Raw genomic sequence first — 25,437 nt, 5'->3', positions numbered from 1 at the left:
AAGGTTGTACGATACCCTTCTTACTTGACGAGTATATTAACCGCGGTTGATAAAGCTTAATGTAAGATAATCTCACTCACAAAGCGAGAGCCGAAGTAACCAAGTGTTAACAGGATCGCACCAATAATATTTAGCCAGATCACTTTTTTCCTCGCCAGCCCTGACGATGATGCCCCCATAAGACTAAATTATAGATGCACCAAGCTAAAAATGAGAAGACCACTTTATGAGTCTGCCCTTGTGCTACCATGTCATAGATAAAAAAGCTGCCCGTGATCAATGTGAGTGTTAAAAAGCTATTTCCAATCAGGATGATTTTAAACAGTTGTCGTTCAACCATCATTAACGGAGGTAAATTTGGATTTATCGTCAATCCTTTCTTAGATCGCAACTTATTATCAAGGTAAGCAAGTTGGATACTATAGAGTGTCGCTAAAATTAATATCGCATACGAGAATAACGCTAATGAAATATGTAGTAACAATAGTGGTTGAGTTTGTAAGTGTGTTAAAAATACACCTGGCATAAAGGTTGCTGCAGAGGCATTTAGTGCAGCAAAGCTATAAATGATGGGTAATAAAAACCACATTTTTATGCGAGTTAATATGGCCGTGCTTAATATTGCTAAAATGAAACTCATCAATGAAGCCACGTTGAGCATGCTCAAATTTTGATCTGTATGGCTAAAGAAAATAAGATCTTTTAGTAAAATAAGGTGACTAATAAGCGCACATATGGCAAAAATAAGCACATACTTCTTATTGATCCCTTGGTTCTGTGTTAAACCAGGGATAATGAAGCTTAATGCTAAAATGTAGAAGGTGGCGGTTGATATCGCTAACAATAATTCCATAAATCAATCGACTTTTTACTAAAATGAGCCTTCAGTATACCTTGCAGAGTAAAGAGTAGCTATCTGAAGATTAAAGTGTTGTTAAAATTGCGGTATACTCTACACAATTACCGCATAGTGAGCGAACTATAATATGTTTGAAAATTTATCGGATCGTCTATCCAAAACGTTAAAGAACATCAGTGGTCGAGGCCGATTAACTGATGACAATATTAAAGATACCATGCGTGAAGTGCGTATGGCTCTACTTGAAGCTGATGTAGCACTACCTGTTGTTCGTGACTTCGTTAAGAATGTCAAAGAGCGTGCGGTAGGGCATGAAGTATCAAAAAGCTTATCTCCAGGTCAAGAGTTCATCAAAATAGTTCAAGCTGAACTTGAAGCTGTGATGGGTGCTTCGAATGAAGATCTAGATTTAAGCGCACAACCACCTGCTGTTATCTTAATGGCTGGTTTACAAGGTGCTGGTAAAACAACCAGTGTAGGTAAACTAGGTAAAATGCTTAAAGAGCGTCACAAGAAGAAAGTCTTAGTTGTTTCCGCCGATGTTTATCGTCCGGCCGCAATCAAGCAGCTTGAGACTTTAGCAGAAGATATCGGTATCGACTTCTTCCCATCAACTGCCGATCAGAAGCCCGTCGATATTGCGAATGATGCTGTTGCGCATGGTAAACTGAAATTCTACGATGTCGTGATTGTCGATACCGCAGGTCGTTTACACGTTGATGAAGAGATGATGGGTGAAATCATCGATGTCCACAGCGCAGTCACGCCAGTTGAAACACTGTTTGTTGTCGATGCGATGACAGGGCAAGATGCGGCGAATACCGCTAAAGCCTTTAATGAAGCACTACCATTAACCGGTGTTATCTTAACAAAAGTTGATGGTGATGCTCGTGGTGGTGCAGCGCTTTCTGTTCGTCACATTACAGGCAAGCCAATTAAATTCTTAGGTGTTGGTGAAAAAACTGATGCATTAGAAGCTTTCCACCCCGATCGTATTGCCTCTCGTATCTTAGGTATGGGTGATGTTCTTTCTCTTATTGAAGATTTAGAGCGAAACGTTGACCAAGATAAAGCGCAGAAGTTAGCGAAGAAATTTAAAGCCAAGAAAGGTTTTGACCTAGAAGACTTTAGAGATCAGCTACAACAAATGGGTGGTATGGGCGGTATGGCGGGTATGTTAGATAAACTGCCAGGCATGTCTCAACTTCCTGATAATGTAAAAGGCCAAGTTGACGACAAGATGTTTGGTCAGATGGAAGCCATTATTAACTCAATGACACGTAAAGAGCGTGCTCGCCCTGAGTTAATTAAAGGCTCTCGTAAAAAACGTATTGCCGCAGGTTCTGGTACTCAGGTACAAGATGTCAATAAACTATTAAAACAGTTTACCCAAATGCAGAAGATGATGAAAAAAATGCAGAAGGGCGGCATGAAAAACATGATGCGTAATATGAAAGGCATGATGGGCGGAATGGGTGGTATGGGCGGCGGTTTTCCTGGTCGTTAAGTATTAGTTTTAATAATTTTTCGCAGTAACTTGGTGATAACTAAAGTATATGCAATAAAAATTGTCAGAATTCGACGAATTAAGTTGCAATTGATGCTGTAAATAGTAAAATCCCCGAGCTTTATTTTTCAGTACTGGCTCCGATATAAATTGGAGCCAATTTATTTTAGTAATGCAAAGAGGACGATATGGTAACCATTCGTTTGGCACGTCATGGCGCTAAAAAACGCCCATTTTATCAAGTAGTTGTAACAGATAGCCGCAGCGCACGCAACGGCCGTTACATCGAAAACATTGGTTTCTTCAACCCAGTTGCTCAAGGCTCTGCTGAGAAGTGTCGTATTGATCTTGACCGTGTAGCACACTGGCAAGGTCTAGGCGCATCTGTTTCAGATCGTGTAGCTAAACTAATTAAAGACGCTTCTGCGGCTTAATTTAGAGAGTAATACAATGGGTGTAGAAACAAACAAACAGCAAGATGACAAAATTATTGTTGTCGGAAAACTAGGGGCGTCGTACGGCATCCGTGGTTGGCTAAAAGTTTTTTCGTACACTGAAGTTCCTGAGAGTATCTTCTCTTACAAACCTTGGCTGTTAAAAGTTAAAGGTGAGTGGATTGAGTTTCCAGTTGAAGATTGGAAGCGTCACAATCAAGGACATGTCTGTAAATTGCAATCGGTAGGTATTAGAGAGGAAGCGCAAGCTTACGCTAATGTCGAGATTGGTGTTTATGGCGATCAGTTGCCGAATCTACCAGAAGAAGAATTCTACTGGAAAGATCTTTTCGGTATGAGTGTTGTTACAACCAAAGGTTACGACCTAGGTAAAGTTGACGATATCTTTGAAACTGGTTCTAACGATGTTTTAGTTGTGAAAGCAAACCTCAAAGATGCTTTTGGGAAAAAGGAACGATTAGTCCCGTTCCTCGAAGAGCAGGTTATCAAGCATATTGATGCCGAAGCTCGACGGATCGAAGTTGACTGGGATCCTGGTTTTTAATCTATTAATTAGTAAGAGGTAAGCATCATGTGGGTTGGCATAATTAGCCTGTTTCCAGAGATGTTCCGCTCGATTACTGATTTTGGAGTAACTGGCCAGGCGGTAAAGAAAGGTCTTTTATCTGTAGAGTGTTGGAATCCTCGTGATTTCACTACAGATAGACATCGTACGGTTGATGATCGACCTTATGGTGGTGGTCCTGGTATGTTGATGATGGTGCAGCCTTTGCGCGACGCTATCACCGCAGCTAAAGAGACCGCAGGCAATGAGGCTAAAGTAATCTACCTTTCTCCACAAGGCCGAAAGCTTGATCAGGCTGGTGTTGAGGAGTTGGCTAACAATGAAAAGTTAATCTTGATTTGTGGTCGATATGAAGGTGTAGATGAGCGCATAATACAAACTGAAGTCGACGAAGAGTGGTCTATCGGTGATTTTGTGCTCAGTGGTGGTGAACTACCCGCTATGACGCTAGTTGATTCCGTTGCTCGGTTTATTCCGGGTGTGCTGGGAGATTTTGCGTCAGCAGAAGAAGATTCTTTTGCAAATGGTTTGTTAGATTGCCCTCATTATACTCGTCCTGAATGTTTAGATGGTGTTGAAGTACCGAGTGTACTGAAGTCCGGAAATCATCAGGCAATTAGTCGCTGGCGAATGAAACAGTCGCTGGGCCGCACTTGGCTAAGAAGACCAGAGCTTCTGGAAAACCTAGCTCTGACTGACGATCAGGAATTATTACTTGCCGAATTTATACGTGAGTATCAATCGAGCAAGTAGATACATTAGTTTCAGTTTATTCTAGGGTATATACATGAGTAATATCATTAAACAGCTCGAACAAGAGCAAATGAAAAAAGACGTACCTGCATTCGGCCCAGGTGACACTGTGGTTGTTCAGGTTAAAGTAGTAGAAGGCACTCGTAGCCGTCTACAGGCATACGAAGGTGTTGTTATCGCTAAGCGTAACCGTGGCCTTCACTCTGCATTCACTGTTCGTAAGATTTCAAACGGTGAAGGCGTTGAGCGTGTGTTCCAAACTCACTCTCCACAAATTGACAGCATCACTGTTAAGCGTCGCGGTGCAGTTCGTCGTGCTAAGCTTTACTACTTACGTGAGCGTTCTGGTAAGTCTGCACGTATTAAAGAGCGTTTAGGCTAAGCCACTAACAGCTTATGTTAGAACATCGTGAAAAATAAAGCCTGAGGCTCGCATTTATGCGGGCCTTTAGTCTATCTGGCTTTGATTTTTTATTGATCCAATTGATTAATACCTAGATCTATTCTTAAGACGACTTTTTATCCCGACGACACTCTGACTTTCCACTTCTTGTTTTTATCTTCTATCTTCTATCTTCTATCTTCTATTTTCTACCTTCTACCTTCTACCTTCTACCTCATTATCATTGATTGCTCACGTCTGAATGCTCGATCATCACTTTGTTTTTCATTATTTTCTCTGTTCCTCTCTATTGTTAATGTTGGTTTTAGATGGTGTAAAACAGCATTTAGATTTCTAATGATTGGTTGATATAAGTATGTAACATTAACTTTACAGTTATTGGTTGGAAAAAATATTTATATATAATATTGAATATTTATTTCTTGTAAGTCAGTAAATACAAAGCTTAACCTCTTTATTCCTAAAGTTAGATAAACACACTAAGTGTAATTAAATATTTACAGTAGGTAATTATAACTTTACAAAAGGGTATTGAGTTATCTATAGGAGTTGTTAGGATAATCATCATTGTATAAACACCAACACTTTTTCGATAAGAAATACGGCACTCAATAGGGAATAACTATCATGGAACAAGATACGCTTAATAATATCCACATCAGCGACGAACAAGTCTTAATCACACCGCAACAATTGAAAGTAGAACTTCCTTTGAGTGATAAAGGTCAGCAGTTTATTGCTGACTCTCGTCAAACGATTGCTAATATTTTAGAAAAGAAAGATCCGCGTTTATTAGTTGTTTGTGGACCATGTTCAATCCATGATCTTGATGCGGCAAAAGAATACGCCCGTGAAATTAAAAAACTCTCTGCAGAGTTAAGCGATCAACTGTATATCGTGATGCGTGTTTATTTCGAAAAGCCAAGAACCACGGTAGGTTGGAAAGGATTAATTAATGATCCTCAGTTAGATGGCTCATTTAATATTACAGAAGGTCTTCATATTGGTCGTCAGCTTCTTCTTGATCTGACAGAAATGGAGATCCCACTGGCAACTGAAGCTCTTGATCCAATTAGCCCTCAATATATTGGCGATCTGTTTAGTTGGGCTGCGATTGGTGCGCGTACGACTGAATCTCAAACCCATCGTGAAATGGCAAGCGGTCTTTCAATGCCTATCGGTTTTAAAAATGGGACAGATGGTAGCTTAGCAACAGCGATTAATGCGATGGAAGCGGCGGCATCAGGACATCGTTTTATGGGGATTAATCAAGATGGTCAAGTCGCTTTATTAAATACTAAAGGTAATCCAGACGGTCATGTGATTCTTCGTGGTGGTAAGCAAACTAACTATGATTCAGTCTCTGTTAAAGAGTGTGAGCAAGAGATGGAATCTGCAGGTTTAAATTCAGCAATAATGATAGACTGTAGTCACGCTAATTCACGTAAAGATTTCCGCAGACAACCATTAGTTGCAGAAGATGCGATTAAGCAGATCCGTGAAGGTAATCGATCAATCATTGGTTTGATGCTAGAGAGCCATATTAATGAAGGGAATCAATCTGCGGATCTTAAGCGTGATGAGATGGCATACGGAGTTTCAATCACTGATGCTTGTATTAATTGGCAGGATACTGAAACCTTGCTACGCCATGCTCATCAAGAGTTAGTGCCATTTTTGTCAGATCGCTGTAAAGGATAATAGAGTAGTATGGCTGTAGAATTAGATCATTTAAGAAATCAAATCGATCAGGTAGATAGTGCACTGATCGATCTGTTAGTCCGTCGTTTAGCCTTAGTTGCTGAGGTAGGAGAGGTGAAAAGTCAACATGGTTTGCCAATCTATGTTCCTTCTCGTGAAGCATCAATGTTACAAGCTCGTCGTGAAGACGCGGAGAAACAAGGTGTCCCTGCGGATCTGATCGAAGATATTTTACGCCGTATTATGCGAGAATCTTATACCAGTGAGAAGGATTCAGGTTTTAAATGTCTGAATCCTGAGTTGAGACCGATTACGATTATTGGTGGTCAGGGTCAATTAGGCCAACTATTTGCTCGTATGTTTGAGTTGTCTGGTTATCAAGTTCGTATATTAGAGCAAGGTGATTGGCATCGAGCAGATGAATTACTTAATGACGCTGGGATGGTGGTAGTTTCTGTTCCGATTAACACCACTGAAGCCGTTATTGATAAGTTAAGTAATTTGCCAAAAGATTGTATTATTGCCGACTTAACCTCAGTGAAAACCAAGCCATTACAAGCCATGTTAGCGGCACACCAAGGCCCGGTTGTCGGACTTCATCCTATGTTTGGTCCTGATGTGGCGAGTTTAGCTAAACAAGTTATCGTCTATTGTGATGGTCGCCAACCAGAAGCCTACCAATGGCTATTGGATCAGTTCAGAATTTGGGGAGCATCGGTTAATGGCATCTCTGCACCAGAACATGATCACGGAATGACGCTAATTCAAGCATTGCGCCACTTTACCACTTTTGCTTATGGTTCACATTTAGTGGAAGAGAATCCAAAGCTAGATCAACTGGTAACATTAAGTTCGCCTATTTATCGATTGGAACTTGCCATGGTTGGAAGACTCTTTGCTCAAGACTCAGCACTTTATGCGGATATCATTATGTCATCTCCCGATAACTTAGCGATGATCAAACGCTTCCATCAACGTTTCGGTGATGCTATTGAATTAGTTGAACAACAAGATCGTCAAAAATTTATTAATGAGTTTAATGAAGTTGGCGATTGGTTTGGTGACTATGCTGAAAAATTCTTAATAGAAAGTCAGTCTCTTTTACAGCAAGCGAATGATTCGGTTCATCGTCAGTAAATATTTAATGCCTAGTTGTTGGGTTGTTGATTAAGGCGATTAAATAACTAAGTTGAAATTTTAGCAATAAAGAAGCCGTTATGATGATTTCAGGAGAGGTTATCATAACGGCTTTTTTAATGTGTATACAACCTTCATACTTGAAGCTGTTAGGTTGTTGACTGCGTTCATTCGCCCCAATCATATAGAACATCTATACTCATGGATCCTCATTTACTTGCCTACTAGCAACGCCAATTATTTTAGGTAAACGTCTTTTATTAAGCGTTAAATCTCAACAGGAATCACATTCTCTATTGGGTAACAACCGAGCACTTTGACAAAAGGTGCGACGTTATTTAACTCTTTTAATGCTATCTGCATTCTTTGATCATGCAGGTTGATCTCTGTATCGACGTAGAACATTTCTTCCCACGGGTTACCCATTACCGGACGAGATTCTAATTTTGTCATGTTAATTTCATGATTACGGAAAACCATTAATGCCTCAACCAATGATCCCGGCTTTTGACCTGTCGACATAATCAATGTGGTTTTCGCAGGAATGAGAGGAGTCACATCTACAGGTTTTCTTGCCACAATGATAAAACGGGTAAAGTTATCATTTTGATTTGAGATCTCTTTTTGTAGCGGCGTTAATCCATATAACTCACCACTGGTTGCATTACCAATCGCCGCGACTTCTAGAGAGTTTAAATGTTTAACATGCTCCATCGCTTCAGCAGTACTTGGACAATATTCTAATTTAATATTACCTAACGTACTGATAAATTCACTACATTGTTGATGAGGTTGGGGGTGAGAATAGAGCGTCTTAATTCGATTAAGAGTCGTTTCTCCTGTCGTTAATAGACAGTGATCAATCGGTTGAGTGATTTCTCCAACAATTGAAAGCGATGTATGTTGCAGAACATCATAAACTTCATTGATTGAACCAGAGCTGGTATTTTCGATGGGAAGTACACCGTAATCTGCATTACCTTCTTCAACAGTACGAATAATCTTCTTAAAAGAAGGGCAACTTAATTCAATTAATTGAGTCTGCTTACGGCTAAAATAGCTACGACTTGCAAGGTTTGAATATGAACCTTGAGAACCAAGGAAAGCAACACGCGTGGTTGGCATTTGATTATCAGGGTTTTCTGTCTGTTGCAGAAATGATTGCTGATATAGAACAGAGTCAGCAATGATCGCATTAAATATTTGAGTTACATAAACCTTATCTAAGCCTAGATCTTCACCACTTTTAATGAGTCTTAATAATAGATCATGCTCTCTTGCGACATCACGAACTTTCTTCTGGGTCTGAATCTTACTTTTAGCTACATCAAGACTAATTTGACGACGTTCAGCTAATAAAGTTAAGATCTGTTGGTCAACCTCACTGACACGTTGACGTATATCATTAAGTGATAAGCTGGGCTCTAATTGTTGTTCTGTCGTCATAATCATTTCCTTGGCGTCCTGCCTAATTCAATTTTAATCTCAATGGTTAATTGTCTATTGCGATGCGGGTTTGACTTGTTGCCTTTGAGTACAATTAACAATATGAGTATACCCTTCATACTTGAAGTCGCTAGGTTGTTGGCTGTACTCGTTCGCCTATTAGCGACTCCAATTATTTTAGATATATATAAAAAAGCCCCCTACTAAAGGAGGCTACGGCTTTGATTTAATCTCTGATTCAAGCGCACGCCTCTCTACCAATTACGGGTAAAAAAAGGGATAAAAGAGAGTAAATCGAAACAGTTTCAGCATTACTTATTGTCTTAGTATTTATCATAAAAAAAGGTTAATAGTACGCTATTAACCTTATGAGGGATTTTGATTGTTGTCAATAGATTAAGTGACGAGTTCAGTCATACACTAAAATTAATAGCCTCTACTCGACCACTTCCTCTTGATAGAGAGCTTCTTTATTACAATGACTTGCTCGACGAGCTTCTGACTTGTGTTGACTCTTATTTAATTGACGTTCTAACTTATGGTAAGTTTCATTAATCGCTGCATACATATCCGTATCAGTCGTTGATGCGAATAATTTACCATTTGGCGTAGAGACAGAAGCTTCAATCTTAAAGCAATTACTAGGAGCAATGCTTAGCACTGCGAGGGAGTTGATAAAAGGAACTTGCCACTTTGCTAGTTTTTCAAAACGAGCATCAATGCGATCACGAATAGCAGCAGTAATTTCAATGTTTTTACCAGTAATATCTACTTTCATAAATTATTCCTCTTCTATCTATTTTTGACGATTTATCTATCTTTTTTCCTTAACTTGATACTTTCAGATTAACGGTTTTTTCAGAAAAAAACGAGATCAAGATCACACTATAAGATGTTGATGTAAACATAGTTTTATCGAATCGTTATCAGTTAAGAGATGACTGTGTTGAGGAGGCATTAATTGGTGTTATCAATTTATCCCCTTCTTACTTGAAGTTGCTCGGTTGTTGGCTACGCTCATTCGCCCCAATCATATAATACACCTATACTCATGAGGCCTCATTCACTTGCCGCCGACTAGCAACTCCAATGACTTTGGGTATAGAGGATGGGAAATAAAAAACCGTAAATTGATTATTAACCCAAAAGAGAAAATACCAAATTTACGGTTTTAATTGTTGGTTAATTATTTAACTGAGTTTAACTGCATTAATTCTTTAGTATGAGCGAGAGGTTTAGTTAAATTTAACTCCTTATAACCTCGTTCCATCACTAAAAGAGATTTACGGGCTGCTTGAGTGTCTGGGAAATCTCGTTGGATTTTCTCTGCACGATCAATAGCAGCAATCCATGCGCCTCGTTTTATGTAAAACTGAGCAGTGGCTAAGTCATAATCAGCTAAACGATTTTTTAAGAAGATCATTCGAAGTTTTGCATCTGCACCATAAGGGCTATCTGGGAAGCGTTTTTGTAGACGTTTAAAGTCATTGAATGCAGCACGTGCAGGTTCTGGATCGCGGTCTGAACGATCAATTCGGAAAAGATCATGTAAGAAGTTGCGATCTTGCGCCATACTCGTTAAACCACGCATATAGAGTACCCAGTCCAGTTGCTCATGGGTTGGATTTAAACGAATAAAGCGATCAATGGTTGCCTGCCCTAGTGCTAACTCATCACTTTTATAATATGCATAGATAAGATCAAGTTGAACTTGGTTTGCATAAGGACCGAAAGGGTAGCGAGAATCTAACGCTTCTAATTGCGTAACAGCCTCAGACCAGTTACCATTCTGCAATTCAACCTGAGCTTTAGTATAAAGTTCAGACGGTGGTACATCTGGCACTATTACTTTGTCTGTAGAGGAACACCCTGCAAGTAAAAGTAGGGTAAGTAGAGGAATAAATTTCAGGTGTTTCATCACAGCATCAGTATCCTTGAAAAAAAATCTTAAGTCATCCATTACGGTTTATACCATTAACGGATACAATGACAATAATTGGTTATTTTACTCAGGCGTGATTATTAGTCACTCCGTTTTTAAAAAAGTTCTCTTATGGCACAGCAAATCGAATTAACAAATACTGTCAAAGACAGTCAACTAGGGCAACGAATAGATCAAGCCGTTGCTGAACTTTTTCCTGATTTCTCACGATCTCGTATTAAAGATTGGATTTTAGCAGGAAAGATTAGCATTAACAGTGAAATTATAACACGTCCTAGAACGAAAGTGATGGGGGGAGAGATTATTACTGTTAAGGCAGAGTTAGAAGATGAACAACGTTGGCTAGCTCAAGATATTCCTTTAGATATTGTTTATGAAGATGATGATATCTTAGTGATTAACAAGCCTAGAGGTTTAGTTGTTCATCCAGGAGCCGGTACGCCAGATGGCACGGTATTGAATGGCTTGTTGCATCACTACCCCGAGATTGCAGAAGTTCCTCGTGCTGGTATTGTTCATCGTCTAGATAAAGATACTACGGGCTTGATGGTTGTGGCAAAAACTGTTCCAGCTCAGACTCGACTGGTTCGTGCGTTACAGAAACGTAAAATCACTCGTGAATATGAAGCGATTGCCAATGGTCAAATGACCGCTGGTGGTACCGTTGAGAAGCCGATTGGTCGTCATCCAACTAAACGTACCCATATGGCGGTTCATGAATTAGGTAAACCTGCAATTACTCACTACCGAGTTGCAGAGCGTTTCCGTAATCATACACGTTTGCGTTTGCGTCTTGAAACTGGGCGTACTCACCAGATCCGTGTACATATGGCTTATTTATCGCACCCATTAGTGGGTGATCAAACTTATGGTGGTCGTCCTCGTCCACCAAAAGGGTCATCAGAGATCTTAACCCAAGCGTTACGTCAGTTTGATCGTCAAGCTCTGCATGCAGTAATGCTAAAACTTAATCATCCAATTACAGGTGAAACCATGTCTTGGCATGCACCGGTACCTGATGATATGGTGTCATTGGCAGCGATTTTACGACAAGATACTAAAGATAATCCAGACGATATCTATTAATTTGTCATGGATACAATAAGAAGAGTGTGAAAATGAAGTGGATTACTCCTAACTGGCCAGCACCATCTAATGTCAACGCATTGATGACCACTCGTCAAGATGGAGTTAGTCTTGCTCCTTTTCACTCTTTCAATCTTGGTGCTCATGTTGGAGATAATCTAGAACATGTCACTGAGAATAGAGAGCAGTTAATTAACCTTGCTACTCTTCCTACCCCTCCGCGTTGGTTAAATCAAACTCATTCTACAACGGTGATCAATTTAGATCTGCCAACCGATACCGATCTTCCAAATGGTGACGCCTCTTTTACGAAGCAGAAAAATGTCGTGAGCACCATTATGACTGCCGATTGTCTTCCATTGTTAATTTGTAATAAACAAGGTACTCAAGTTGCCGCCGTTCATGCAGGGTGGCGAGGTTTAGTCGATGGTGTTATCGAAGAGACAATCGCTACTTTTGATGTTGAGCCTTCTGAATTGATGGTTTGGTTAGGTGCTGCAATTGGTTCTGAAGCATTTGAAGTGGGCAATGATGTTCGAGATGCTTTTATTACATCAGATCCGAAGGCTGCTGCCGGATTTACGATGAAAGCTTCCACTGAGTCTTTATCTCAAGAAAATAGCATATCAAAAATGTTAAAGCACGAAGATGATTTGATAGATTCCGCCAATCAAAAGTGGTTTTCTGATATTTATTTTTTAGCTGAATTGCGGTTAAATCATCTCGGAATTCACGATATCTATGGCGGTGAATTTTGTACCTATAAACAAAAAGATAGCTTTTTTTCTTATCGCCGAGATGGTCAAACTGGACGAATGGCAAGCCTCATTTGGCTAACCAAATAGCACAGACTTCCACAATCAAAGCTTGAAAATCGCCAAGAGCACTCCCATATTAGTTAACAGCGAAAGCACTTTATTAACAAATATTAAGAGGATCATATGCGATTAGATCGATTTACCAATAAATTTCAAGTTGCGATTTCAGATGCTCAATCATTAGGTTTAGGTCGAGATCATCAATACATAGAACCAGTTCATTTGCTGGTCGCTCTCCTGAATCAAGATGGCAGCACGATTCGTCCTCTTTTAAACATTACAGATACCAATACGGCGACATTACGCGCAAAACTAACTGAATTATTAGATAAACAACCAAAAGTCACCGGTATTGGTGGTGAAGTTCAGTTATCCAACAAGACAATTTCACTACTGAATCTCTGTGACAAGTTAGCGCAGAAACGTAAGGATGCTTTTATCTCCTCTGAGCTTTTCATCTTAGCAGCAACAGAAGACAAAGGTGATTTGGGTAAAGTTTTACGTGAGCTTGGATTAACTAACAAAGTCGTTGAAGTTGCAATTGACCAAATTCGTGGTGGTGAAAGTGTCAATGATCAAAATGCAGAAGATAGTCGTCAAGCATTAGATAAGTACACCATCGATTTAACTGAACGTGCAGAACAAGGTCGATTAGATCCGGTGATTGGCCGAGATGATGAGATCCGTCGAACCATTCAAGTTCTTCAACGTCGTACTAAAAATAACCCAGTGATCATTGGTGAGCCAGGAGTTGGTAAAACCGCGATTGTTGAAGGGTTAGCTCAACGTGTGGTTAATGGTGAAGTACCAGAAGGTCTAAAAAATAAACGTGTTCTCTCTTTAGATATGGGAGCATTAATTGCTGGTGCGAAATATCGTGGTGAATTTGAAGAGCGTCTAAAAGCGGTACTCAATGAGCTAAGTAAAGAAGAAGGTCGAATCATTCTATTTATTGATGAGATCCATACCATGGTTGGAGCGGGTAAAACCGAAGGCTCTATGGATGCAGGAAATATGTTAAAACCTGCATTGGCCCGTGGAGAGCTTCACTGTGTTGGCGCAACGACTTTAGATGAATATCGAAAATATGTAGAAAAAGATGCAGCATTAGAGCGTCGTTTTCAAAAAGTGTTGGTAGATGAACCAACCGTTGAAGATACCGTGGCGATTCTACGTGGCTTAAAAGAGCGTTATGAACTTCATCATCATGTTGAGATCACCGATCCTGCAATTGTAGCCGCGGCGACATTGTCTCATCGTTATGTGTCAGATCGTCAGTTACCGGATAAAGCCATTGATTTGATCGATGAAGCAGCATCAAGTATTCGTATGGAGATTGACTCTAAGCCTGAATCTCTCGATAAATTAGAACGCAGAATTATTCAACTTAAAATTGAGCAGCAAGCACTAATTCAAGAAGATGATCAAGCGAGTCAAAAGCGTCTTGACATTTTGCAAACCGAGCTTGATGAAAAAGAGCGTCAATATGCTGAGCTTGATGAAGTATGGAAGGCAGAAAAAGCCATACTATCGGGTACTCAACACATTAAGGCCGAAATCGAACAAGCTAAAACTGATTTAGAGATAGCTCGACGCGCTGGTAATTTAAACTTAATGTCTGAATTACAGTACGGAAAAATACCAGAGTTAGAGAAACAGTTAGTGTTAGCGACAGAAGCGGAAAGTCAAGAGATGACTTTACTACGCAATCGAGTGACTGATACCGAGATAGCTGCTGTACTTTCGCGCCAAACGGGTATTCCAGTCGCGAAAATGCTAGAGAGTGAAAAATCGAAACTTTTAGAGATGGAAGGTAACCTTCATCAACGAGTAATTGGTCAATCAGAGGCGGTAACTGCAGTATCGAATGCAATTCGTCGCAGTCGAGCTGGACTCGCGGATCCGAATAAGCCGATCGGCTCCTTCCTATTTTTAGGGCCGACTGGGGTTGGTAAGACAGAACTTTGTAAAGCACTTGCTCAGTTTATGTTTGATAGTGATGATGCAATGGTGCGAATTGATATGTCTGAGTTTATGGAGAAACATTCAGTTGCTCGTCTTGTAGGTGCACCTCCCGGTTATGTTGGTTATGAAGAGGGAGGTTATTTAACAGAAGCTGTTCGTCGTCGTCCTTACTCTGTAATTTTATTGGATGAAGTTGAAAAAGCGCACCCTGATGTCTTTAACTTACTACTGCAAGTTCTCGATGATGGACGTTTAACCGATGGGCAAGGTCGAACTGTAGACTTTAGAAACACGGTTGTCATTATGACTTCAAACTTAGGCTCTGAGTTAATCCAAGATAATATTGGTAGGTCATCCTATATCGAAATAAAAAGCATGGTCATGGACGTGGTATCTCAACACTTTAGACCTGAGTTTATTAACCGTGTTGATGAAAGTGTGGTCTTTCACTCTCTTGATAAGGGTAACATTAAGAAGATTGCTGATTTACAGCTTGGCCAATTACGCTCTCGTTTAGAAGCGATTAACTATAAGCTTGAAGTTAGTGAAGAAGCTCTATCTTTTATTGCAGATGCAGGTTTTGATCCAGTTTATGGTGCCCGTCCATTGAAGCGAGCAATCCAACAAGGGGTTGAAAATCATCTAGCACAAGATCTGTTAGGCGGTAAGTTACTACCAAACAAACCGATTAAGCTAATTGTTGAAGATGGTAAATTATTAGCTATCCAATAATTGATTAAGTAAGATATTTGAGCCCTTAGTTATTATTTTATCACTAAGAGCTCTTTTTATTCGTATAAAAAACCACTTTTTGTCTGTTATTTAGACTGAAATAAGGTTTTCATTATTAATTAGTTTAAAAAAAGAGCAGTCAGATTTTTTCTTAATAAAAAGACTTGCCAAGATGAAATCAATCTCTATAATGCGTCCTCGTTGTCACGGGGAACCTCGCTGATAACACATTGATTAAGAAACTTTTAAAAAGTTCTTGACTCAATGCGGAAATTGAGTAAAATCCTTTTCCCGCTAGCCAAGCTAGCAAGCTCTTTAACAATTTAACTTATTCAATCTGTGTGGGCACTCGTTATCGAGAATCAACAAAAAGATTACTCAATGAACTGAGTGACCAATACAGTGTAAGACATAATTTATTATGAATTATACTGGCACAGTCAATTCACTATCATTCTGTTGGAATGGTAGTAGCTTTAAGATTACAGTCTAACTTTATTTATAAGGTTGGATTTAGTTTTGAAGTCAGTATTCGTTGAGCCGTTTCGAAAGAAACAACAAAACTTTAATTGAAGAGTTTGATCATGGCTCAGATTGAACGCTGGCGGCAGGCCTAACACATGCAAGTCGAGCGGTAACAGAGAGTAGCTTGCTACTCTGCTGACGAGCGGCGGACGGGTGAGTAATGCTTGGGAAGTTGCCTTAATGAGGGGGATAACTATTGGAAACGATAGCTAATACCGCATAATTCTCTACGGAGCAAAGCAGGGGACCTTCGGGCCTTGCGCATTAAGATACGCCCAAGTGGGATTAGCTAGTTGGTGAGGTAATGGCTCACCAAGGCGACGATCCCTAGCTGGTCTGAGAGGATGATCAGCCACACTGGAACTGAGACACGGTCCAGACTCCTACGGGAGGCAGCAGTGGGGAATATTGCACAATGGGCGAAAGCCTGATGCAGCCATGCCGCGTGTATGAAGAAGGCCTTAGGGTTGTAAAGTACTTTCAGCAGTGAGGAAGGTGGTAAGCTTAATACGCTTGCCACTTGACGTTAGCTGCAGAAGAAGCACCGGCTAACTCCGTGCCAGCAGCCGCGGTAATACGGAGGGTGCGAGCGTTAATCGGAATTACTGGGCGTAAAGCGCATGCAGGCGGCCTATTAAGTCAGATGTGAAAGCCCGGAGCTCAACTCCGGAAGGTCATTTGAAACTGGTAGGCTAGAGTCTTGTAGAGGGGGGTAGAATTTCAGGTGTAGCGGTGAAATGCGTAGAGATCTGAAGGAATACCAGTGGCGAAGGCGGCCCCCTGGACAAAGACTGACGCTCAGATGCGAAAGCGTGGGTAGCAAACGGGATTAGATACCCCGGTAGTCCACGCCGTAAACGATGTCTACTTGAAGGTTGTGGCCTTGAGCCGTGGCTTTCGGAGCTAACGCGTTAAGTAGACCGCCTGGGGAGTACGGTCGCAAGATTAAAACTCAAATGAATTGACGGGGGCCCGCACAAGCGGTGGAGCATGTGGTTTAATTCGATGCAACGCGAAGAACCTTACCTACTCTTGACATCTACAGAAGCCAGCGGAGACGCAGGTGTGCCTTCGGGAACTGTAAGACAGGTGCTGCATGGCTGTCGTCAGCTCGTGTTGTGAAATGTTGGGTTAAGTCCCGCAACGAGCGCAACCCTTATCCTTGTTTGCCAGCACGTAATGGTGGGAACTCCAGGGAGACTGCCGGTGATAAACCGGAGGAAGGTGGGGACGACGTCAAGTCATCATGGCCCTTACGAGTAGGGCTACACACGTGCTACAATGGCGCATACAGAGGGCTGCAAGCTAGCGATAGTAAGCGAATCCCAAAAAGTGCGTCGTAGTCCGGATTGGAGTCTGCAACTCGACTCCATGAAGTCGGAATCGCTAGTAATCGTGGATCAGAATGCCACGGTGAATACGTTCCCGGGCCTTGTACACACCGCCCGTCACACCATGGGAGTGGGCTGCACCAGAAGTAGATAGCTTAACCTTTCGGGGAGGGCGTTTACCACGGTGTGGTTCATGACTGGGGTGAAGTCGTAACAAGGTAGCCCTAGGGGAACCTGGGGCTGGATCACCTCCTTAACGATTTGATATTTCGTGATGAGTACCCACACAGATTGAATTAAGTTAATAAAGTAAAGAGAGCATCTAATGGGTCTGTAGCTCAGGTGGTTAGAGCGCACCCCTGATAAGGGTGAGGTCGGTGGTTCGAGTCCACTCAGACCCACCACTTCTTCTTGAAGTGGTAGCAGTTAGATGAAAGCAATACTAGATGGGGCTATAGCTCAGCTGGGAGAGCGCCTGCCTTGCACGCAGGAGGTCTGCGGTTCGATCCCGCATAGCTCCACCACTTTTTAAGTGTTTTATCTAGAATATTTAAAAAGTGGTGTTTACCATCACTCGTCTTGAAAAAGACATGCTCTTTAACAATTTGGAAAGCTGACTAGTAAACTCGTTAGTGATTTTTAATCATTAATAAGTTGAAAAGTAATAATTGTTTATTCGAAAGAATAAACGAGTTCTCAACACAATACACATTCAAGTGTCTTGTATTCAAATTAACATCATTGATGTTAATTCTATATTGAGTCCGGCAAACGATAATTAACATTACCCTGTTGATTATCAACAATCAAAAACCTTGGTTGTTTGAACATACATAAGACCCTTTCGGGTTGTATGGTTAAGTGACTAAGCGTATACGGTGGATGCCTTGGCAGTCAGAGGCGATGAAGGACGTGCTAACCTGCGAAAAGGGTTGGTGAGCTGGTAAGAAGCGTTATTAACCAACCATGTCCGAATGGGGAAACCCACTTAGCATAAGCTAGGTATCCTATAGTGAATTCATAGCTATAGGAGGCAAACTCGGGGAACTGAAACATCTAAGTACCCGAAGGAAAAGAAATCAATTGAGATTCCGACAGTAGCGGCGAGCGAACTCGGATTAGCCCTTAAGCATAGTTAGAGTTAGGTGAACACGCTGGAAAGCGTGGCGATAGAGGGTGATAGCCCCGTAGCCGAAGAGTCTAATTAAGTGAAATCGAGTAGGACGGGACACGTGGTATCCTGTCTGAACATGGGGGGACCATCCTCCAAGGCTAAATACTCCTGACTGACCGATAGTGAACCAGTACCGTGAGGGAAAGGCGAAAAGAACCCCTGTGAGGGGAGTGAAATAGAACCTGAAACCGTATACGTACAAGCAGTGGGAGCCTCTTTTATGGGGTGACTGCGTACCTTTTGTATAATGGGTCAGCGACTTATATTCAGTGGCAAGGTTAACCGTTTAGGGGAGCCGTAGGGAAACCGAGTCTTAACTGGGCGACACAGTCTCTGGATATAGACCCGAAACCGAGTGATCTAGCCATGGGCAGGTTGAAGGTTGAGTAACATCAACTGGAGGACCGAACCGACTAATGTTGAAAAATTAGCGGATGACTTGTGGCTAGGGGTGAAAGGCCAATCAAACTCGGAGATAGCTGGTTCTCCCCGAAAGCTATTTAGGTAGCGCCTCGGACGAATACTACTGGGGGTAGAGCACTGTTAAGGCTAGGGGGTCATCCCGACTTACCAACCCTTTGCAAACTCCGAATACCAGTAAGTAATATCCGGGAGACACACGGCGGGTGCTAACGTCCGTCGTGGAGAGGGAAACAACCCAGACCGTCAGCTAAGGTCCCAAAGTTGTGATTAAGTGGGAAACGATGTGGGAAGGCTCAGACAGCCAGGATGTTGGCTTAGAAGCAGCCATCATTTAAAGAAAGCGTAATAGCTCACTGGTCGAGTCGGCCTGCGCGGAAGATGTAACGGGGCTAAATCACACACCGAAGCTACGGCAATATAGCTTTGCTATATTGGGTAGGGGAGCGTTCTGTAAGCGGTTGAAGGTGTATCGAGAGGTATGCTGGACGTATCAGAAGTGCGAATGCTGACATGAGTAACGATAAAGGGGGTGAAAAGCCCCCTCGCCGGAAGACCAAGGGTTCCTGTCCAACGTTAATCGGGGCAGGGTGAGTCGACCCCTAAGATGAGGCTGAGAAGCGTAATCGATGGGAAACGGGTTAATATTCCCGTACTTTTTACGACTGCGATGGGGGGACGGAGAAGGCTAGGTGGGCCTGGTGATGGTTATCCAGGTTCAAGTGCGTAGGCGGAAGGTTTAGGTAAATCCGGACCTTTTTTAACGCTGAGACACGATGTCGAGCTACCAAGGTAGTGAAGTCATTGATGCCATGCTTCCAGGAAAAGCCTCTAAGCTTCAGGTCGTAAGAAATCGTACCCCAAACCGACACAGGTGGTCGGGTAGAGAATACCAAGGCGCTTGAGAGAACTCGGGTGAAGGAACTAGGCAAAATGGTACCGTAACTTCGGGAGAAGGTACGCTGCCGGCGGTGATGGGACTTGCTCCCTAAGCTGCTGGCAGTCGCAGATACCAGGTGGCTGCAACTGTTTATTAAAAACACAGCACTGTGCAAAATCGAAAGATGACGTATACGGTGTGACGCCTGCCCGGTGCCGGAAGGTTAATTGATGGGGTTATCTTCGGAGAAGCTCTTGATCGAAGCCCCGGTAAACGGCGGCCGTAACTATAACGGTCCTAAGGTAGCGAAATTCCTTGTCGGGTAAGTTCCGACCTGCACGAATGGCGTAATGATGGCCACGCTGTCTCCACCCGAGACTCAGTGAAATTGAAATCGCAGTGAAGATGCTGTGTACCCGCGGCTAGACGGAAAGACCCCGTGAACCTTTACTACAGCTTGGCACTGAACATTGACCCTACATGTGTAGGATAGGTGGGAGACTTTGAAACCGCGTCGCCAGATGCGGTGGAGTCAACCTTGAAATACCACCCTTGTATGCTTGATGTTCTAACGTTGGTCCCTAATCGGGATTGCGGACAGTGCCTGGTGGGTAGTTTGACTGGGGCGGTCTCCTCCCAAAGAGTAACGGAGGAGCACGAAGGTGGGCTAATCACGGTCGGACATCGTGAGGTTAGTGCAATGGCATAAGCCCGCTTGACTGCGAGAATGACAATTCGAGCAGGTGCGAAAGCAGGTCATAGTGATCCGGTGGTTCTGAATGGAAGGGCCATCGCTCAACGGATAAAAGGTACTCCGGGGATAACAGGCTGATACCGCCCAAGAGTTCATATCGACGGCGGTGTTTGGCACCTCGATGTCGGCTCATCACATCCTGGGGCTGAAGTCGGTCCCAAGGGTATGGCTGTTCGCCATTTAAAGTGGTACGCGAGCTGGGTTTAGAACGTCGTGAGACAGTTCGGTCCCTATCTGCCGTGGGCGTTGGAAGATTGAAGGGGGCTGCTCCTAGTACGAGAGGACCGGAGTGGACGAACCACTGGTGTTCGGGTTGTCATGCCAATGGCATTGCCCGGTAGCTAAGTTCGGAATCGATAACCGCTGAAAGCATCTAAGCGGGAAGCGAGCCCTGAGATGAGTCTTCCCTGGCACTATAAGTGTCCTAAAGGGTTGTTCGAGACTAGAACGTTGATAGGCAGGGTGTGTAAGCGTAGCGATACGTTGAGCTAACCTGTACTAATTGCCCGTGAGGCTTAACCATACAACACCCAAAGGGTTTTGATGGACTCAAAAGAATACGACTCGACGAGTCAAAAGATACTTGAATGAAGTATTAAGAACATTATTACGAATTATCAGACTTTCCAAATTTCGTTAAACGCGAATATTCGCGGTTAACAACAAAATTTGCTTGGCGACCATAGCATTGTGGACCCACCTGATTCCATTCCGAACTCAGAAGTGAAACACAATCGCGCCGATGGTAGTGTGGGGTCTCCCCATGTGAGAGTAGGTCATCGCCAGGCTTCAAATTTATGCTTTAGATTGAAAAATCTAAACGCACGTCTTCTAACTTTGACACGTTAGCGACGATAAAAGTATTTAGCATCATGCGTAAGCACTTTGCTAAAGGAGCGGTAGTTCAGTTGGTTAGAATACCGGCCTGTCACGCCGGGGGTCGCGGGTTCGAGTCCCGTCCGCTCCGCCACTACACTAAGCCCAAGTCTCACGACTTGGGCTTTTTTACGTCTGTAGAAAAGCGAATACTCAGACTGTTTTGACTTTTAATCAATTTGTATTAAAGTGTTTTGATGACTTATTAACTGAAAGATTCTCTATATCCCATGCGTACTTTTCTTTTTCTTTTATCTCTTCTTATCGCCAACTCTAGCTATGCTGATTCTGCTAGCTATTATTGTGATATTTATCAAAAAAAGAGTAATAATCTAATATATTCTGGATCTTGCCAGTTCTCACAACGACAAGGCTATATCTCTATTTTTATTAAGAATAAGAAGTTTGAATCTAATTATAATTTTTCTCCAATCCAGGGTCTTGGTAATTATATGGATAATGTACATCAAGCTGTCTATCGAAATAAAGGCGCTGTTGTATCTGGAATGAGTTTTACCCTATCGAAACAGGTTATCTATTTACGTCCGTTATTTAACCAATATTTGGAATAAAGTGGAAAGCCATTAATAGTTTAGAGACTATACCCTTCATACTTTAAGTCGTTAGGTTGTTGGCTGTACTCGTTCGCCCCAATCATAGAATACATCTATACTCACGGGGCCTCACTCACTTGCCGCCTACTAGCAACTCCAATTATTTTAGGTATATAATCGTCATACCTATTAATGAACCGATCAGTAATCCAACCTTGCCATCTATCACTTGATAAAGCGTATTATCTTTAATGCTTTGATTTTCTTTTATTTAATAAACTATCGCGACAGGAATCAATATTGCTAATATCACCAGAACAATAGTTGCATAACCTAACGTCATATTTCTTCCTTGTGTGAAGATAATTATTTAAAGTGACAGCTTTAAAAGAAATTTAAATATTGGATATGAGTTTTATTGGATAAATAGAAATAATATCTTGATAGTAAGACACTCTTTACTGTTATCAGGCATAATAGAAGAGAGAGGATTATCACATGAATAATAATAATAAATTTAATATAAGAACGGTATTAATTGCCTGCTTAATTGTGAGTATTGGACAATTTAGTGTTGGCCTAGTTTTTCCTGCCCTCCCTTGGATCGCTGATAGTTTTCATTTAGGAACAGAAGACGTACAAGGTATAGTGTCTGTCTATCTATTAGGTTTTGGTCCTTCACAACTACTTTATGGTCCTATATCTGATGCTATTGGTCGAAAGCCAATACTTATTAGCGGTCTCGCTCTCTCTATTCTCGGTGTCATATTTATTGTCTTTGGTGCTCATCACTTTGAATTGGTACTGATCGGGCGGTTTATTCAGGGAGTTGGAGCTGGGTGTGTTGCCGTATTAGCTCGTGCATGTATCCGAGACAGTTATAGTGGGAGTGAGTTAGCTAATGCAATGGGATGGCTGACCATTGTTGCTTCTTTTACCCCTATTGTTGCACCTGTTTTTGGTGGGTTAATTAATCATTATTTTGGTTGGATTGCTATTTTTATCGGGTTACTCTCTTATATGACCATTATTTGGTTATTAATGTTAATCTATTTTAAAGAGACATTAACTAAGCCGGTGACTAATTTATCATTAAAAAATAGTTTGATAACTTATCGTTCTTTTGCCTTATCTCGTCATTTTCTCTCTTTTGCTACGATTGGTTGGTTAAACTATCTATTAGTTGTGATCGCGATTTCAGTTATTCCTTTTGTTATGCAGCGTCAGATTGGTATGGATTCAGAGCAGTATGCCATCTGGTCGATTTTTCCAGCTTTTGGTTTGATGTTTGGTGGTGTAATTAGTAATCGTTTTCGACCTAAAATTGGTATGAAGAGAATGATGTTACTTTCACCTATTGTGCAATTAAGTGCTGGGGTTTGGCTATTTGTCGCGCCATTAGATCCTGTTTTTGTCATTAGCGGTCACTTTTTTCTAGCGATGGCGAATGGGATTGCATTTCCATGTGCACAGACGATGTTATTACTTCCTTATGGTAAAAATGCAGGGAGTGCCGCAGCGCTTTCAGGGGCTTGTCAAATGTTGCTTGCTGCACTCTTAAGTACTCTTCTTGTTCATCTTGGTGTAAGTGAAAGTTGGCATTTAGGTGCGATGATGATCTTAGTATCAGTTCTGGGTTTGATCTTAATTTTATGGGGATTTAAAGGCAAAGAAGCACAAGAATTGATTGTTTAGGTGTTTTAAAATATTAAAAAAGCCGTATTCTAAGCATTAAGAATACGGCCTTTATTTTTGATTAAAATGATATTGATTTCTTACTTAATCAACTTAGCAATCAATTAGTTATTGCTATGAAGTTCACTGTTTAGTTCAACGGCACTTTTATTACTTAGACACTCAATTTGACCCGTTACCGAATTTCTGCGGAATAATAAGTCTGATTTACCCGCAAGATCACGTGCTTTAACAACATCAACCTCTTGTCCAAAGTTATCAAGCATACGTACTTTTGAGCCAGCAGTAACATAAAGACCAGACTCGATAGTACAACGGTCACCAAGTGGGAAGCCTAAGCCAGCATTTGCACCTAATAGGCTGTTCTCACCAATAGAAACAACCACGGTACCACCACCACTCAAGGTTCCCATGATTGATGCACCACCACCGATATCACTACCCTCGCCAACAACAACACCCGCTGAGATACGTCCTTCAACCATGCTGACACCTTTTGTTCCAGCGTTAAAGTTGATGAAGCCTTCGTGCATAACCGTTGTACCATTACCAACATGAGCACCTAAACGTACGCGAGAAGTATCAGCAATACGAACGCCGGTTGGAACGATATAATCGACCATTTTAGGGAACTTATCTACACAATCAACGCTAATCGTCTCACCATTTAGACGAGCTTCAATTTGACGCTCTTCAAGTTCAGGTAAATCAATTGCACCTTTATTTGTCCAAGCGATATTATGAAGTAGACCAAAAACACCATCAAGAGAGATTTGATGAGGTTGTACTAAGCGATGAGAGATTAACTGTAGCTTTAAGAATGCTTCTGAAACCGACGTTGGTTTCTCATCTGTCGCCAGAATAACCATCACTAATGGTTGGGTTGATTTTGCTGCTAATTGAGCAAATTTAGCACTCTTTTCATCACCAGCTTGAGAAAAAGAAGCGGCGATAGCCTCACACTGTTGATGATCCACTTCAATCGCTTCATTACCGGCTGTATAACCTACAACTTCTTGTAGTGAGCTAATTAGTGCTGCATCTGGATTTAATTGAGGGTGTGGGAAGAAAGCTTCGATGATTTTGCCATCACGATTTTTTGTCGCAGTACCAAAAGCAAGAGAAAAGGTAGCCATTATTTGAGTATCTCCGTATTTAATAATTCGATATCACCTTTTAAGTTGAAGCTGTTGTATTGTGTATCACAACTCCAATAATTGTATTGGGTATCGTTTAAATTTATTGATAAAACAGGTAAGCACTCATCATAGCTAGTGTCTGGTTATTATTGAAGAGTTATTATTAGAAAGAGAGGAGTTTTTTTGTAAATGGAAGGTTTTTATAATGTGAAATTAATGAGAGATACGATCTTACTGTCAAACCTTAGAAATCTAAACAGTAAGATCGATGAGGTATTAATAATTAATTGAGAATTAACAATTAAGCAGCTTGCTCTGACTCTGAATCATCGGCATTCTTTACTGCTTTTACCTCTTTAGGTACTTTTTTTGCAATAGGCTTACGTTTTACACCCATTGCCGCTAGTACGTCATCTTTGTGTTTTGCTAAATAAAGAGAAAGTTCTTCTTGTGTTGCTTCACTTTCAACTAATTTACTCTCTTGAATAACAGTAAATAGTTCATCAGCAATATCTAACATTTTGTCATAAGCGTCTGCTTCTGCTTTCGAAGTAAAAGTCATCTTTTCTTCTCCATTGCGTTCAACGACGTATTTGATGATAACAGCCATGATCACCCTCTAATAGTTAATTTACTGGCTTTTTATACAGTAGATGAGATGTGTTGTCTAGTGCTCTATCAGACAAAAGAGAGAGAACTTGAATTAGATATTTTAATTCA

Annotated in this window: 17 protein-coding genes, 3 tRNA genes, 3 rRNA genes and 1 pseudogene; 18 read left to right on the top strand and 6 right to left on the bottom strand. The window is 41.4% G+C overall.

All coding sequences use genetic code 11. From position 1 onward, the window contains the following. Nucleotides 1-56 precede the first annotated feature (56 nt). A pseudogene (locus tag L0B53_RS04895) lies at nt 57-853 on the bottom strand (inner membrane protein YpjD). Between the two features lie 133 nt (nt 854-986). On the opposite strand from L0B53_RS04895, the gene ffh reads away from it, so the two are divergent. The 7 genes from ffh to tyrA all read left to right on the top strand — a co-directional run bounded on the left by ffh (nt 987) and on the right by tyrA (nt 7,380). Beyond that, complete coding sequence (gene ffh / locus L0B53_RS04890; protein WP_235061040.1) at nt 987-2,366, top strand: signal recognition particle protein; 1,380 nt, start codon at nt 987-989, stop codon at nt 2,364-2,366. Nucleotides 2,367-2,554: 188 nt separating this feature from the next. Beyond that, a complete protein-coding gene (gene rpsP / locus L0B53_RS04885) occupies nt 2,555-2,800 on the top strand; it encodes a 30S ribosomal protein S16 (RefSeq protein WP_235061039.1) in 246 nt (81 codons plus the stop codon). Between the two features lie 16 nt (nt 2,801-2,816). Then, entirely contained in the window at nt 2,817-3,365 is a 549-nt protein-coding gene (gene rimM, locus L0B53_RS04880) for a ribosome maturation factor RimM (protein ID WP_235061038.1), read from the top strand. Between the two features lie 27 nt (nt 3,366-3,392). Further along, nucleotides 3,393-4,139 carry a tRNA (guanosine(37)-N1)-methyltransferase TrmD gene (gene trmD, locus L0B53_RS04875; protein ID WP_235061037.1) on the top strand — a complete coding sequence of 249 codons (747 nt, stop codon included), beginning with the start codon at nt 3,393-3,395 and terminating at the stop codon, nt 4,137-4,139. A gap of 34 nt (nt 4,140-4,173) precedes the next feature. Then, complete coding sequence (gene rplS, locus L0B53_RS04870; RefSeq protein WP_235061036.1) at nt 4,174-4,521, top strand: 50S ribosomal protein L19; 348 nt, start codon at nt 4,174-4,176, stop codon at nt 4,519-4,521. A 648-nt stretch (nt 4,522-5,169) separates the two neighbouring features. Further along, complete coding sequence (locus tag L0B53_RS04865) at nt 5,170-6,243, top strand: 3-deoxy-7-phosphoheptulonate synthase (protein WP_235061035.1); 1,074 nt, start codon at nt 5,170-5,172, stop codon at nt 6,241-6,243. A gap of 9 nt (nt 6,244-6,252) precedes the next feature. Then, the gene (tyrA, locus tag L0B53_RS04860) at nt 6,253-7,380 is read left to right on the top strand and encodes a bifunctional chorismate mutase/prephenate dehydrogenase (RefSeq protein WP_235061034.1); all 1,128 of its coding nucleotides are present in this window, start codon (nt 6,253-6,255) and stop codon (nt 7,378-7,380) included. A 267-nt stretch (nt 7,381-7,647) separates the two neighbouring features. Here the strand turns inward: tyrA and pheA are convergent, their stop codons facing one another. The 3 genes from pheA to bamD all read right to left on the bottom strand — a co-directional run bounded on the left by pheA (nt 7,648) and on the right by bamD (nt 10,744). Continuing rightward, the gene (pheA, locus tag L0B53_RS04855; RefSeq protein ID WP_235061033.1) at nt 7,648-8,826 is read right to left on the bottom strand and encodes a prephenate dehydratase; all 1,179 of its coding nucleotides are present in this window, start codon (nt 8,824-8,826) and stop codon (nt 7,648-7,650) included. Between the two features lie 436 nt (nt 8,827-9,262). Then, the gene (gene hpf, locus L0B53_RS04850; protein WP_235061032.1) at nt 9,263-9,604 is read right to left on the bottom strand and encodes a ribosome hibernation-promoting factor, HPF/YfiA family; all 342 of its coding nucleotides are present in this window, start codon (nt 9,602-9,604) and stop codon (nt 9,263-9,265) included. 408 nt (nt 9,605-10,012) lie between these two features. Then, on the bottom strand, nt 10,013-10,744 hold the full coding sequence (gene bamD, locus L0B53_RS04845; protein WP_235062175.1) for an outer membrane protein assembly factor BamD: 732 nt from the start codon (nt 10,742-10,744) through the stop codon (nt 10,013-10,015). A 135-nt stretch (nt 10,745-10,879) separates the two neighbouring features. On the opposite strand from bamD, the gene rluD reads away from it, so the two are divergent. The 11 genes from rluD to L0B53_RS04790 all read left to right on the top strand — a co-directional run bounded on the left by rluD (nt 10,880) and on the right by L0B53_RS04790 (nt 23,578). After that, nucleotides 10,880-11,854 (top strand): 23S rRNA pseudouridine(1911/1915/1917) synthase RluD, encoded by a 975-nt coding sequence (gene rluD / locus L0B53_RS04840; RefSeq protein WP_235061031.1) that lies wholly within the window; start codon nt 10,880-10,882, stop codon nt 11,852-11,854. Nucleotides 11,855-11,886: 32 nt separating this feature from the next. Then, complete coding sequence (gene pgeF / locus L0B53_RS04835) at nt 11,887-12,699, top strand: peptidoglycan editing factor PgeF (protein WP_235061030.1); 813 nt, start codon at nt 11,887-11,889, stop codon at nt 12,697-12,699. A gap of 96 nt (nt 12,700-12,795) precedes the next feature. Continuing rightward, nucleotides 12,796-15,369, top strand: coding sequence for an ATP-dependent chaperone ClpB (gene clpB, locus L0B53_RS04830; protein ID WP_235061029.1), 2,574 nt, complete (start codon nt 12,796-12,798; stop codon nt 15,367-15,369). 566 nt (nt 15,370-15,935) lie between these two features. After that, a 16S ribosomal RNA gene (locus L0B53_RS04825) occupies nt 15,936-17,481 on the top strand. A gap of 71 nt (nt 17,482-17,552) precedes the next feature. Then, nucleotides 17,553-17,629: transfer RNA gene (locus L0B53_RS04820), tRNA-Ile, on the top strand. 44 nt (nt 17,630-17,673) lie between these two features. Beyond that, nucleotides 17,674-17,749 (top strand) — tRNA-Ala (locus L0B53_RS04815). 331 nt (nt 17,750-18,080) lie between these two features. Next, nucleotides 18,081-20,976, top strand: a 23S ribosomal RNA gene (locus L0B53_RS04810). A gap of 149 nt (nt 20,977-21,125) precedes the next feature. After that, nucleotides 21,126-21,241: ribosomal RNA gene (gene rrf, locus L0B53_RS04805) — 5S ribosomal RNA — on the top strand. Together the 16S, 23S and 5S rRNA genes with 3 tRNA genes alongside form the textbook arrangement of a ribosomal RNA operon. A gap of 105 nt (nt 21,242-21,346) precedes the next feature. Beyond that, nucleotides 21,347-21,423 (top strand) — tRNA-Asp (locus L0B53_RS04800). Between the two features lie 136 nt (nt 21,424-21,559). Further along, entirely contained in the window at nt 21,560-21,901 is a 342-nt protein-coding gene (locus L0B53_RS04795; RefSeq protein WP_235061028.1) for a hypothetical protein, read from the top strand. Nucleotides 21,902-22,381: 480 nt separating this feature from the next. After that, nucleotides 22,382-23,578 carry an MFS transporter gene (locus L0B53_RS04790; RefSeq protein ID WP_235061027.1) on the top strand — a complete coding sequence of 399 codons (1,197 nt, stop codon included), beginning with the start codon at nt 22,382-22,384 and terminating at the stop codon, nt 23,576-23,578. A 104-nt stretch (nt 23,579-23,682) separates the two neighbouring features. On the opposite strand, the gene dapD is transcribed toward L0B53_RS04790, so the two are convergent. Both dapD and L0B53_RS04780 read right to left on the bottom strand, forming a co-directional pair. Beyond that, on the bottom strand, nt 23,683-24,714 hold the full coding sequence (gene dapD, locus L0B53_RS04785; RefSeq protein WP_235061026.1) for a 2,3,4,5-tetrahydropyridine-2,6-dicarboxylate N-succinyltransferase: 1,032 nt from the start codon (nt 24,712-24,714) through the stop codon (nt 23,683-23,685). A gap of 304 nt (nt 24,715-25,018) precedes the next feature. Beyond that, nucleotides 25,019-25,327, bottom strand: a complete 309-nt coding sequence (locus L0B53_RS04780) for a YebG family protein (protein ID WP_235061025.1) — start codon at nt 25,325-25,327, stop codon at nt 25,019-25,021. Nucleotides 25,328-25,437 lie beyond the last annotated feature (110 nt).

The sequence above is a fragment of the Vibrio sp. SS-MA-C1-2 genome (assembly GCF_021513135.1).
Taxonomy (GTDB): Bacteria; Pseudomonadota; Gammaproteobacteria; order Enterobacterales; family Vibrionaceae.
The sequence above is the reverse complement of the archived record's forward strand: the minus strand, read 5'-3'. Positions and strand labels throughout refer to the sequence as shown.

Bases quoted from the DNA above. Each gene is read 5' to 3' on its own strand.
- L0B53_RS04795 (WP_235061028.1), top strand. From the start codon at position 21,560: ATGCGTACTTTTCTTTTTCTTTTATCTCTTCTTATCGCCAACTCTAGC.
- pgeF (WP_235061030.1), top strand. From the start codon at position 11,887: ATGAAGTGGATTACTCCTAACTGGCCAGCACCATCTAATGTCAACGCA.
- trmD (WP_235061037.1), top strand. From the start codon at position 3,393: ATGTGGGTTGGCATAATTAGCCTGTTTCCAGAGATGTTCCGCTCGATT.
- hpf (WP_235061032.1), bottom strand. From the start codon at position 9,604: ATGAAAGTAGATATTACTGGTAAAAACATTGAAATTACTGCTGCTATT.
- rpsP (WP_235061039.1), top strand. From the start codon at position 2,555: ATGGTAACCATTCGTTTGGCACGTCATGGCGCTAAAAAACGCCCATTT.
- L0B53_RS04865 (WP_235061035.1), top strand. From the start codon at position 5,170: ATGGAACAAGATACGCTTAATAATATCCACATCAGCGACGAACAAGTC.
- L0B53_RS04780 (WP_235061025.1), bottom strand. From the start codon at position 25,327: ATGGCTGTTATCATCAAATACGTCGTTGAACGCAATGGAGAAGAAAAG.
- bamD (WP_235062175.1), bottom strand. From the start codon at position 10,744: ATGAAACACCTGAAATTTATTCCTCTACTTACCCTACTTTTACTTGCA.
- rluD (WP_235061031.1), top strand. From the start codon at position 10,880: ATGGCACAGCAAATCGAATTAACAAATACTGTCAAAGACAGTCAACTA.
- rimM (WP_235061038.1), top strand. From the start codon at position 2,817: ATGGGTGTAGAAACAAACAAACAGCAAGATGACAAAATTATTGTTGTC.
- ffh (WP_235061040.1), top strand. From the start codon at position 987: ATGTTTGAAAATTTATCGGATCGTCTATCCAAAACGTTAAAGAACATC.
- tyrA (WP_235061034.1), top strand. From the start codon at position 6,253: ATGGCTGTAGAATTAGATCATTTAAGAAATCAAATCGATCAGGTAGAT.
- dapD (WP_235061026.1), bottom strand. From the start codon at position 24,714: ATGGCTACCTTTTCTCTTGCTTTTGGTACTGCGACAAAAAATCGTGAT.
- L0B53_RS04790 (WP_235061027.1), top strand. From the start codon at position 22,382: ATGAATAATAATAATAAATTTAATATAAGAACGGTATTAATTGCCTGC.
- clpB (WP_235061029.1), top strand. From the start codon at position 12,796: ATGCGATTAGATCGATTTACCAATAAATTTCAAGTTGCGATTTCAGAT.
- pheA (WP_235061033.1), bottom strand. From the start codon at position 8,826: ATGACGACAGAACAACAATTAGAGCCCAGCTTATCACTTAATGATATA.
- rplS (WP_235061036.1), top strand. From the start codon at position 4,174: ATGAGTAATATCATTAAACAGCTCGAACAAGAGCAAATGAAAAAAGAC.